We start from the raw sequence: 9,883 nt of genomic DNA, 5'->3' as shown, positions 1-9,883 counted from the left end.
ATCTCGAACACCGCGGTGGTGTCTTCCTTGTCGTTCAGCAGACGGCGAAGCGAGCGCAACGCCTGGCCCCACTCCATCTTCGGCGAGGTGGTGCGTAACGCGGGGCGTTCGGCGGTGTCGACCATGGCCATCGGCATATCCTAACCCAAGCTCTCCCGGTAAAGATGACGCTGCCGTCAACTTAAGGCAAGCAAAAAGATGACGGACCCGTCAACTTTGCAGTGGCCGTTTGCGTCGGTGTCCGAAACCGAGGACACATCAGGCCATGGCGAGCTTAAGAAAACGCTCCGTGCAGCTGTCCGGTCACGCCACCTCGATCGCGCTTGAGCCAGAGTTCTGGGCGGTGCTTGAGGCGATGGCGCAGGCCGAGAGCTTGAGCCTCGCGGCCGTGATCGGCCACATCGACGACGCTCGCGCCGGCCGTCCCCTCGCCTCGGCCTGCCGCCTGGCGGCGCTGGCCTTCGCCCAAGGCTGCAGTTAGCCCCTGTTCCGCTGAGTCGAGCGGCGCATCAGGCGGACGCTGAAAATGCCGAACCGCCAGGTCAGCCAACCGAGGACCAGTCCGGCTCCGATGCCGATGGGAATGATCCACCAGCCGAGCAGTTCGACGCCGCGCGGCGCGTCGGACACTCCGAGATCGTACCCATAGCCTCCGTCCGGCTCAGGAATTCGCCACAGCCCGGCATGGCCCCGCCAGAACGGCTTCACCGCCGCGGTGACCAGGAGGGCCGCGGCCATCCCATATCCGGCGAACGACGCCAGGCCGGCGAACAGGCCGTAGAGGCTGAGCCACATCAGCCGGCCCACCCCGCGCAACACCGTCAGCGGCGAGCGGTCCGCCTCCACCTCCGCGGCGACCCGCTCGGTCAGGTTCGCCCGCGCGACCTCGCGCGGCGAGCCAAGCGCCGCAATCGCCGCCTCCACCTGGTTCGGCGTGAGGACGCCCTCGATCTTGTCGAGCGCATGGGCGCGAAGTTCGGCGACGATCTCGTCCGTTTCGGACTTCGGAAGGCCCCTGAGGTTGCGGCGGACCTGGTCCAGATAGCAGTCCAGATGCGCCATGCCGGCGTCCTTGCTCACGTCTTGTCTCCGATGCTGTCGATCGGGGCGAGCAGGCGCTCGAGCCCCTGGGCGAACGCTCGCCAGCTCTTGGCCATCTGCCGCACCTGGGCGCGGCCCGGATCGGTGAGGCGATAGTATTTGCGCGGGTGACCGGCATCGGCCTCGACCCATTCGGAGTCCACCAAGCCTTCGGCCTTCATGCGGCTCAACAGCGGATAGATGGTCCCCTCCGGGATCGACAGGCCGGCGTCGCTTTCCAGCCGGCGCAGGATTTCCAGTCCGTAGAGCCGGTGGGGCCAAAGGATGGCGAGCACGGCCAGTCCAAGGCCGCCCTTGCGCACCTGGATTTCCCACTTGCCGAGCTCGTCGGACGGAATGGCCTGCGGCTTATCCATGCACGATACCTTGCATATCTATGTATCATGCGTCAACGGGTCATTTTTCCAGTCGGTCTTCAGCGAAGCCCGCGGCATGCTAAAGGGGGGCCGATGTTCGCCGCTCCGCCCCACGTCGAGGCCCGTCCGCCCGCCATAGCCGCCGAGCAGCAGGCCGATTTCGACTGCCTCCGGATCGCCACCGTGCTGGGCAAGTCGGCCGCGGACGGCGGCGTCAGCCCCTGGGGCGTGCGCCTGTTTCGCGCCTATCTGCACCGCCTGGAACACGCCGACCCCGACCGCGACTGGGTGGCCACGGCGCGGGTCGGTCCGCCGATGAGCTATGGCTGGTTCCTGCAAACTCTGGAGACCTGCACGGCGCCCATGCGCTCAGGCCGCTCGATCCGGCCGACCCAGGCCGCGCCCGTCACACCGCAACAGACCGGCGGCTAGAAACCCCACACACGCCTGGCGCCCAAACGTCGCTGGCCTCGCCAGGCACAACGCGAGATTGGCGTCGGATCTCTCCGCACCCGGCAGCGGCAGCGGCCGGCGAGGACGCCCTGTGGACGCCGCAGGACACCGCCGGGTAGATCGACGCGCGCCGTACGCAGCCCGGTAAGCGCAGGCCTTAGAGGAAGCGGGCGACGGTCTGACCTGCTATCGGGTGTCATGCTCTACTTGGTCATTAAGGCCTTGATCTCCGGAACCATCGTTGCCGCCGTATCGGAGATTTCGAAGCGCTATCCGGGCTTTGGCGGCCTTGTCGCCTCATTGCCCCTCGTCTCGGTCCTGGGAATGGTCTGGCTTTGGCGCGACAAGCCCGACGTGGAGAATATGGCCCTCCACTCTTCGGGAACGTTCTGGTTCGTCCTCCCGTCGCTTCCGATGTTCCTGGTAATCCCGGCGCTGCTTCGTCGCGGCTTGCCGTTCTGGGGAGCGCTTGGGGCAGGCTCTGCGCTTACCGTTTGCCTCTATCTGGTCATGGTGTGGATTGGCCCGCGGCTCGGGCTCAAGCTTTGAATTTCAAACTGAAGCCCATCCACCGGCGGGCACCCGACCTGATTTACACCTCGATCTGCCGCGCGATTTCCACGACGCGCTCAGGCGGCAAGCTGAACCGATCCACGACCTTTGCGCCATTGCGGTAAAGGAAGGCGAACACTGGAAGACGCCAGCGGGCAAGCGCCGAGCTTCCGGGTCCAGGAACGACAAGATCTCGGGTTGCAAAGTAGATGGCGTGATCCAAATCGATTGATGGATCGAGTCCCTTTACGGTCTTCAGGGCCGCGGTGAGATCTGGGATTTCGACAAAGCCAAATCTCATCGTAGCCCGCCAGATGCCTTCGGCGATCTGCTCGAACCCACACCGGGATTCGTCGGCGAGGCGCGGCGATTCCTCGAACAGCACCGTCAGCGCGATCACCGATTTATGCAGGGCCCCCATATGCTTGACGTGGTCGATGAGGAGCGGCGGAATCTTCTGAAATGTGCGGGTTAGGAAGATCGCTGTTCCGGGCACGCGGGGCACCTTGCCGGCGGCGAGGTCGCCGATGAACTTCTCGGGGGCTTCCGAGGCATGGGCCAGGCTCGCGCGTACCGCGTCGATACCGGACCGCCAGGTGAGCATGACGAAGAATACGAGCGCCCCGAAGGTCAGCGGCAGCCAGCCGCCATCGGCGATTTTCAACAGGTTGGCGGCGAAGAAGCCGACATCGACGACGAGAAACAAACCGGCGATTAGGGCCGAAACACCCAGGGGCCAGCGCCACACAGATCGCATGGCTGCGAACAGCAGGCAGGTCGTCAGCAACATCGTGGTGGAGACCGCCGTGCCATAGGCGCCGGCGAGTTTGTCGGAGCTGCCGAAGCCAATGGTTATCCCGATGGTCGCCGCCATCATCAGCCAGTTCACGACCGGCACATAGATCTGGCCATAAACCTGATCGGACGTCTGGCGAATCTGAAAGCCTGGCAGCCAACCAAGCTGCATGGCCTGTCGTGTCATCGAGAAGGAACCGGTGATGATCGACTGGCTCGCGATGATCGTGGCGATCATTGCCAGGAATACGAGAGGATAGACCCCCCATGTTGGGCAAAGCTGAAAGAACGGATTGCCCTCGATTGTACCCTTCTGAATCAGCAAAGCGGTCTGTCCGGCGTAGCTGAGCACGAGCGCCGGCAGCACGATTGTATACCAGGATAGCCGTATGGGGTTTGGACCGAAGTGTCCCATGTCGGCGTAGAGCGCCTCGCCGCCAGTTATGCACAGGAACACGCCGCCCAGGACCAGCATTCCCGTCCCTCCAGCATGGGCCAGAAAACTGATCGCGTGACGTGGATCGAGTGCTGTCACAACGATGGGATTGTGAACGATCCCCGTGAGTCCGAGGAGCGCGATAACAATGAACCAGAGCAACATGATCGGACCAAAGGCGGCGCCTATTCTGGCGGTGCCGACCCGTTGGGCCGCGAAGAAGACGACTAGGATGGCGACCGCACCAGGCATCACGAACGGCTTGAGCGAACTCGTGACGACGTTGACGCCCTCCAGTGCGCTCAGCACGGAAATGGCGGGGGTGATGACGCCATCACCGTAAAGCAGCGCCGCACCGAGCAGGCCCATCACGGCCATTACCTTGGCGGCGCCCTTGAAACTGTTGGCGCCGACCAGGGACATCAGAGCGAGGATCCCTCCCTCCCCATGGTTGTCGGCGCGCATGACGAACAGGCAGTATTTGACCGAAATGGTGATGATCAGTGTCCAGACGATCAGCGACAGGATGCCTAGGGCGCTCTCGGTCGTAAAATGGCCGCCGGTCGCCTGAACCACGGCTTGCAGGGTATAGAGCGGGCTGGTGCCGAGGTCGCCGTAGACGATACCTAGCGCGCCGAGCGCCGCCCAATGCTGAGGTTCTCGCATCCGGGCGGACGCGTCTTGGGCGAGGGTGGCGGTCATTGTTCGTCCATGTGGAGCGGCGGCCATTGGGATGGAACGGTCGAGACTCGGCTGCGATTGGCCCGCTCGGCCGGATTATTTGCCATGCAATTGTGGGCGATTGTAACCGGTCGGCTATGACGTTGTGCTGACCGTCCAGGTCGCGCTGGCGACGTTTGCGTGCCGGGCCAAATGAGTGGTGATTGCGTCAAGGTCGCTCGAATTGGCGCTCGTCGGCGCCAGCACGGCGGCAAGTTCGACGAGTTCATCGCCTTCTGACAGCGTCTCGATCTCGCGCACGGAGTAGCCGCTTCGGGGGGTGAGTTGCCCTAACACATTGAGCAGAATCCCCGTCTTCAGACATAACAACGCCGCCGATCCGAAGACCGGCGGCGCGTCAAATTCAACCGTGACGCTTAGGCCGCGACCATAGTCCGGCGGCGGCGCAAGGCCGCGCCGGCCAGGCCGAAGCCACTGAGCATCAGCGCCCAGGTCGCGGGTTCCGGGACACCGGCCTGCGGCTCCGTCGTCACAACGCCCTGGTTTGAACCGCCTTCCACGTCCGGGAAGTCGGGATCAACGGTTCGGCATACCGGATCGCCGCAGGTATTGAGTTGTGGCGATCCGTATTCGCTGATGATCGCAACCGTCCCGCCGGCGTCGGTGAGCGGCGAAGCGAAGACAAGGAAAATCTGCTCCAGCCCCGTGGCGTCTCCCGCGTACGTGCCTGGCACTGCCTCGATCCAGTAGGGCTCGTTGTTGCCCCCATTGACCGGGATCGAGACCGTAAAGTTGGTCGCGTTGGGATAGTTGGGCCCGCTGGCGACGGCAATGTCCACGTTCGAATAGCCGTTGGTGGAAGCGTCGAAGTCGAAGGTCCCTGTGACCGCGGTCCCGTCGGACAGGATGACGCCTTGCAGGGACCAATCGACGACCGCCGCGCGCGCCGCGCCGGCGAGAAGAACCGAGGCGAGCACCAGCCCGCCGGAAATCAAACGAACCCCCATCATATTCCCCCAAACTCGCCGGCTCAAAGGCTCGACGCTCGCTGCGGCGGCCAAAATGATCCGCTGTCAATGCGGCCAGACCGCCGGTCGGGGAACATTGAAATCTGACAGGAGACCATTTTGTGGGGGAAGGAAACCACATTCGCGTCCGTGGGGAACTTTGGCGCTAGTGGACTATTCCTTCCGCCCACGCCGATTGATATCACCGCGCCCTTGATCGCTAGAGAAACGATAGGCGGGGTCGATTTCGGGCGGCTCGCTCATACCGCCATCAAAGCCGCGACCTGGCGCGCGCGCGATGCTCCTCAACGGCGACCAATTTCAAACTGAGACACTACCAGCGGGTGGCTAGAACACACCGCGAACGTCTGGGCGCCCAAACGGCGCTGGCCATGCTAGACGCAACGCGATGTCAGCGTCCGACTCTCCGCAGCCGCCCTCGAACCCCCGGATCAGCGATCTGGCGCGCGCCGATCATCGCCCCGCGGACTATCTCGAGGGCCTGAACCCCGAGCAGCGCCAGGCGGTAGAGGCGACCGAAGGGCCGGTCCTGGTGCTGGCCGGCGCGGGCACCGGCAAGACCCGGGTGCTGACCACGCGGCTGGCGCACATCCTGGCCACCGGCAAGGCGCGGCCCTGGGAGATCCTGGCGGTCACCTTCACCAACAAGGCCGCGCGGGAGATGCGCGAGCGGATCACTCACATCATCGGGCCCCAGGCCGAGGGCCTGCGCTGGCTGGGCACCTTCCACTCGGTGGCCGCCCAGATCCTGCGCCGCCACGCCGAGCTGGTGGGGCTGAAGTCCAACTACACGATCATCGACCAGGACGACGGCGAGCGTCTGCTGAAGCAGGTGCTGGAGGCCGAGAACGTCGATTCCAAGCGCTGGTCGCCCAAGGCCCTGGCCGGGATGATCGACCACTGGAAGAACCGCGGCTGGCGTCCCGAGCAGGTGCCGCCGGCGGAGAGCGCCCATTTCGCCAACGGCAAGGGCCAGGCGCTCTACCGCCTGTACCAGGAGCGCCTGAAGGTCCTGAACGCCTGCGACTTTGGTGATTTGCTGCTGCACAACCTGACGATCTTCACGACCCAGCCGGACGTCCTGGCCGAGTTCCACGACCGCTTCCGCTACCTGCTGGTGGACGAATACCAGGACACCAACGTCGCCCAGTACCTGTGGCTGCGCCTGCTGGCCCAGAAGCGGCAGAACGTCTGTTGCGTGGGCGACGACGACCAGTCGATCTATGGCTGGCGCGGCGCCGAGGTGGACAACATCCTGCGCTTCGAGCGCGACTTCCCGGGGGCGACGGTTATCCGCCTGGAGCGCAACTACCGCTCCACGCGCCACATCCTGGCCGCCGCTTCGGGGCTGATCGCCGCCAACAAGAGCCGGCTCGGCAAGACGCTCTGGACCGAGGCCGAGGGCGGCGAGAAGGTCGTGGTGCGCGGCGTCTGGGACGGCGAGGCCGAGAGCCGGCTGATCGCCGAAGAGATCGAGCGGGCGCACAAGGGCTCGACCGATCGCAACCCGCGCCGCTACCGCGACATCGCCATCCTGGTGCGCGCCTCGTTCCAGATGCGGGCCTTCGAGGAGCGCTTCGTCCTGCTGCAGATCCCCTACACGGTGGTTGGCGGCCCGAGGTTCTTCGAGCGGGCCGAGATCCGCGACGCCCACGCCTATCTGCGGCTGGTGCAGTCGCCTGACGACGACCTGGCCTTCGAGCGCATCGTCAATGTCCCAAAGCGCGGCATCGGCGACACCACCGTCCAGAAGCTGCTGCAGGTGGCGAGGTTGGGCGGCGTGCCGGCCGTCGTCGCCGCGCGGCAACTGGTGGCGACCGACGAGTTGGCGGCGCGCACGCGGACCTCGCTCGCCAACTTCCTGCGCGACCTCGACCGCTGGCGCGCGGAGGCCGAGCGCACCGCCCACCCGCGGCTGATGGAGGCGATCCTCGAGGAGAGCGGCTACACCGACACGCTGCGCCTCGACAAAAGCCCCACCGCCCAGACCCGGCTGGAGAACCTGAAGGAGCTCGTCCAGTCGATGGGCAATTTCGAGACGCTGGAGGGCTACCTCGAGCACGTCTCTCTGGTCATGGACCTCGACCGCGGCCCGCAGGCCGACGCGGTGCAGATCATGACCCTGCACTCGGCCAAGGGGCTGGAGTTCCCGCTGGTTTTCCTGCCCGGCTGGGAGGAAGGCGTCTTCCCCTCCCAGCGCTCCATGGATGAGAAGGGCGAGAAGGGTCTCGAGGAGGAGCGCCGGCTGGCCTACGTCGGCATCACCCGAGCCCGCGAAGAGGCCCGCGTCTCGTTCGCCGCCAACCGCCAGGTCTATGGCCGCTGGACCAGCCAGCTTCCCAGCCGCTTCGTCGACGAGTTGCCCTTGGACAACGTCGAGGCCTCCTCGGAGACCGGCTACTACGGCGGCGGTCCCGGCATGCAGCAGCACGGCAGCCGCTGGGACGAGACGCCTTCGTTCGGCGGCGGCTATTCCTCGCCGGGCTGGCGACGCGCCCAGGCCGCCGGCTACAAGGGCAGCCATCCGGGCCGGCAACAGGTGATCGAGGGCGAAGGCCGCCTGGTCGCCACCTCGGCGCAGAGCGCCGCCAGCGACTACAAGCGCGGCGACCGGGTCTTCCACATCAAGTTCGGCTACGGCGCGGTGACGGCGGTCGAGGGCAACAAGCTCACCGTCGCCTTCGAAAAGGCCGGCGAGAAGAAGGTCATCGACAGCTTCGTCGACAAGGCGTGAGGCTCACCCCCGTCGGCTCCTGAAGCCGCGGAACACGAGCACGCCCAGGCCCGCCACGAGCGCAAGCCCGCCCGCGGCCAGGGCCAGGCCCCAGCCTGGCCTGAATCCAGGCTCGCCGGCTCGTCCGGCTGGGCGGCCGCCGTCTCGGCCGCCTCGACCGGCGCGGGCGCCGGCGTCTTCCGCTTGCTCATCGTGACCCTCCCAGCTTGGCCCTGAACCAATGCGGTCCCCGTGCGCTGTAGTGGCCCGGAGAGAAACCCCATGATGACGCGAACCGATCTCACCGTCTTCCTGTCCGGCGCCGCGGTCGCCCTCACCGCCGGCGTGCTGTTGGGCGGGGCGATGCAGCCGCACCTGTCCGGCGACGACGGCCGCCCCGCTGGGCCGCAGATGTTCGCCGCGTACGATGGCCGCTCCACGGGCCCCTTCGATCCCGGAGACCCGTACGTGACGCTCGCCGCCTATCACGGGACGCCGCCCGACTATGTGATGGGCACCGACTGGAAGAAGGCCATGGCCTGGCCGGACCAGAAGGTCGCGGTCGCCGAGCCTCGCGAGGCCGCCGCCGAGACGCCGCCCGCCGACGATCCGCCGCCGGCGCTGACCCACGCGGTCTATGACGAACCGCCGCCAACCCATGACTATCCCTCGATGGGCGGCGCGCACCCCTCGGTGATCGAGGTCCCCGCGCCCGCAGATGAGACCGCCGAGCCGCCCGGCGCCGGTCGCTGATCCCCCTCGCCTTTCGCCCCGCCGCCCGCTAGAGGCGGCGGATGACCGCCGACGCCGTCCAGACTGTCGCCAAGGGCCCCCGCGCCGAGGCCGAGGCCGCCGCGCTCGCCATCGACGCCGATCCCGCCACCGAAACCCTCACCTATTCCATCCTGGAAGAGGATGAGGATCGCGACGTCTGGCGGATCGACGCCTTCCCGACGACGCCTGAAGAACAGGCCGGACTGGTCGTCGTGCTGGCGGGATTTCCCAAGCTGCGGGTGGTCACCGACAAGCTGGCCGACGCCGACTGGCTGGCCATGGCGCTGTCAGGTCTGCCGCCGGTCCGCGCCGGGCGGTTCTTCGTCTTTGGGGCGCACGACACCGGCCTGGTTCCGGCAAGCGCCGTGGCCTTGCGCATCGAGGCCGGCGCGGCCTTCGGCACCGGCCACCACGGCACCACCGAGGGCTGCCTTTCGGCCTTCGACCAGCTGCTGAAGCGCCGGCGTTTCCGGCGGGTGCTGGACGTGGGCTGCGGCACCGGCGTGCTGGCGATCGCCGCCGCGCGGACCGGCTCGAAGGTTGCGCTCGGCACGGACATCGACGCGCCGTCGGTGCGCATCGCCAACGAGAACGCCCAGCTGAATCGCGCCCGCGCCCGCTTCGTCCACGCCAGCGGGCTCAACGACGCGCGCGTCCGCAAGCCCGCGCCCTACGACCTGGTGTTCGCCAACATCCTGGCCCCGCCGCTGGTGGCTCTGTCGCACGACATCAAGCAGGCGCTGAAGCCGGGCGGGATCGCCATCCTCTCAGGCCTCTTGCGCACCCAGGAGCGGCGGGTGTTCGCCGCCTACGCCTCCAAGGGTTTCCGGATGGAGCGCCGGCTGCATCGCGACGCCTGGGCCACTCTGGTGCTGCGTCGGGCCTAGATGGCGCAGCAGATCGCTCTCACGGAAACGGCCATGCCGGTTCTTCGAGAAGGTCGAATGATCCGGCACATCGCCGTCCAGACCCAGCCGGCAGAACCAGCGGTAGG

General features: G+C 66.5%; 11 protein-coding genes and 1 pseudogene. 6 read left to right on the top strand and 6 right to left on the bottom strand.

Translation table 11 applies throughout. The features are described from left to right. The first annotated feature begins 265 nt into the window (after positions 1–265). The gene (locus E8A12_RS04125) at positions 266–481 is read left to right on the top strand and encodes a ribbon-helix-helix domain-containing protein (protein ID WP_293366490.1); all 216 of its coding nucleotides are present in this window, start codon (positions 266–268) and stop codon (positions 479–481) included. On the opposite strand, the gene E8A12_RS04120 is transcribed toward E8A12_RS04125, so the two are convergent. Both E8A12_RS04120 and E8A12_RS04115 read right to left on the bottom strand, forming a co-directional pair. After that, a complete protein-coding gene (locus E8A12_RS04120) occupies positions 478–1,080 on the bottom strand; it encodes a hypothetical protein (RefSeq protein ID WP_293366489.1) in 603 nt (200 codons plus the stop codon). The two genes, E8A12_RS04125 and E8A12_RS04120, sit on opposite strands and share 4 nt — an antisense overlap. Continuing rightward, positions 1,077–1,457 carry a PadR family transcriptional regulator gene (locus tag E8A12_RS04115; protein WP_293366488.1) on the bottom strand — a complete coding sequence of 127 codons (381 nt, stop codon included), beginning with the start codon at positions 1,455–1,457 and terminating at the stop codon, positions 1,077–1,079. The genes E8A12_RS04120 and E8A12_RS04115 overlap by 4 nt, the downstream gene beginning before the upstream one ends. 93 nt (positions 1,458–1,550) lie before the next feature. On the opposite strand from E8A12_RS04115, the gene E8A12_RS04110 reads away from it, so the two are divergent. Together E8A12_RS04110 and E8A12_RS04105 are read left to right on the top strand one after the other, a co-directional pair. Beyond that, positions 1,551–1,889 (top strand): hypothetical protein, encoded by a 339-nt coding sequence (locus E8A12_RS04110; protein ID WP_293366487.1) that lies wholly within the window; start codon positions 1,551–1,553, stop codon positions 1,887–1,889. A 219-nt stretch (positions 1,890–2,108) separates the two neighbouring features. Continuing rightward, positions 2,109–2,459 (top strand): DUF3147 family protein, encoded by a 351-nt coding sequence (locus tag E8A12_RS04105; protein ID WP_293366486.1) that lies wholly within the window; start codon positions 2,109–2,111, stop codon positions 2,457–2,459. A 43-nt stretch (positions 2,460–2,502) separates the two neighbouring features. Here the strand turns inward: E8A12_RS04105 and E8A12_RS04100 are convergent, their stop codons facing one another. From E8A12_RS04100 to E8A12_RS04090, 3 genes are all read right to left on the bottom strand, one after another. Next, positions 2,503–4,422: a KUP/HAK/KT family potassium transporter gene (locus E8A12_RS04100; protein WP_293366485.1), complete on the bottom strand. Its 1,920-nt coding sequence runs from the start codon at positions 4,420–4,422 to the stop codon at positions 2,503–2,505. Positions 4,423–4,509: 87 nt separating this feature from the next. Continuing rightward, on the bottom strand, positions 4,510–4,674 hold the full coding sequence (locus E8A12_RS04095; protein WP_293366484.1) for a hypothetical protein: 165 nt from the start codon (positions 4,672–4,674) through the stop codon (positions 4,510–4,512). 116 nt (positions 4,675–4,790) lie between these two features. Beyond that, positions 4,791–5,435: a PEPxxWA-CTERM sorting domain-containing protein gene (locus E8A12_RS04090; protein ID WP_293366483.1), complete on the bottom strand. Its 645-nt coding sequence runs from the start codon at positions 5,433–5,435 to the stop codon at positions 4,791–4,793. A 355-nt stretch (positions 5,436–5,790) separates the two neighbouring features. Here E8A12_RS04090 and E8A12_RS04085 point away from each other — a divergent pair, with 355 nt between their 5' ends. The 3 genes from E8A12_RS04085 to E8A12_RS04075 all read left to right on the top strand — a co-directional run bounded on the left by E8A12_RS04085 (position 5,791) and on the right by E8A12_RS04075 (position 9,776). Then, positions 5,791–8,136 (top strand): UvrD-helicase domain-containing protein, encoded by a 2,346-nt coding sequence (locus E8A12_RS04085; RefSeq protein ID WP_293366482.1) that lies wholly within the window; start codon positions 5,791–5,793, stop codon positions 8,134–8,136. A 261-nt stretch (positions 8,137–8,397) separates the two neighbouring features. Then, positions 8,398–8,868: a hypothetical protein gene (locus E8A12_RS04080; protein ID WP_293366481.1), complete on the top strand. Its 471-nt coding sequence runs from the start codon at positions 8,398–8,400 to the stop codon at positions 8,866–8,868. Between the two features lie 41 nt (positions 8,869–8,909). Then, positions 8,910–9,776, top strand: a complete 867-nt coding sequence (locus tag E8A12_RS04075; protein WP_293366480.1) for a 50S ribosomal protein L11 methyltransferase — start codon at positions 8,910–8,912, stop codon at positions 9,774–9,776. Here the strand turns inward: E8A12_RS04075 and E8A12_RS04070 are convergent. Then, positions 9,774–9,883 (bottom strand): annotated as a pseudogene (locus E8A12_RS04070) (transposase); the annotation flags it as partial. The gene E8A12_RS04075 and the pseudogene E8A12_RS04070 sit on opposite strands and share 3 nt — an antisense overlap.

The organism is Phenylobacterium sp., assembly GCF_004799395.1.
In the GTDB taxonomy this organism is placed as follows: domain Bacteria; phylum Pseudomonadota; class Alphaproteobacteria; order Caulobacterales; family Caulobacteraceae; genus Phenylobacterium.
The sequence above is the reverse complement of the archived record's forward strand: the minus strand, read 5'-3'. Positions and strand labels throughout refer to the sequence as shown.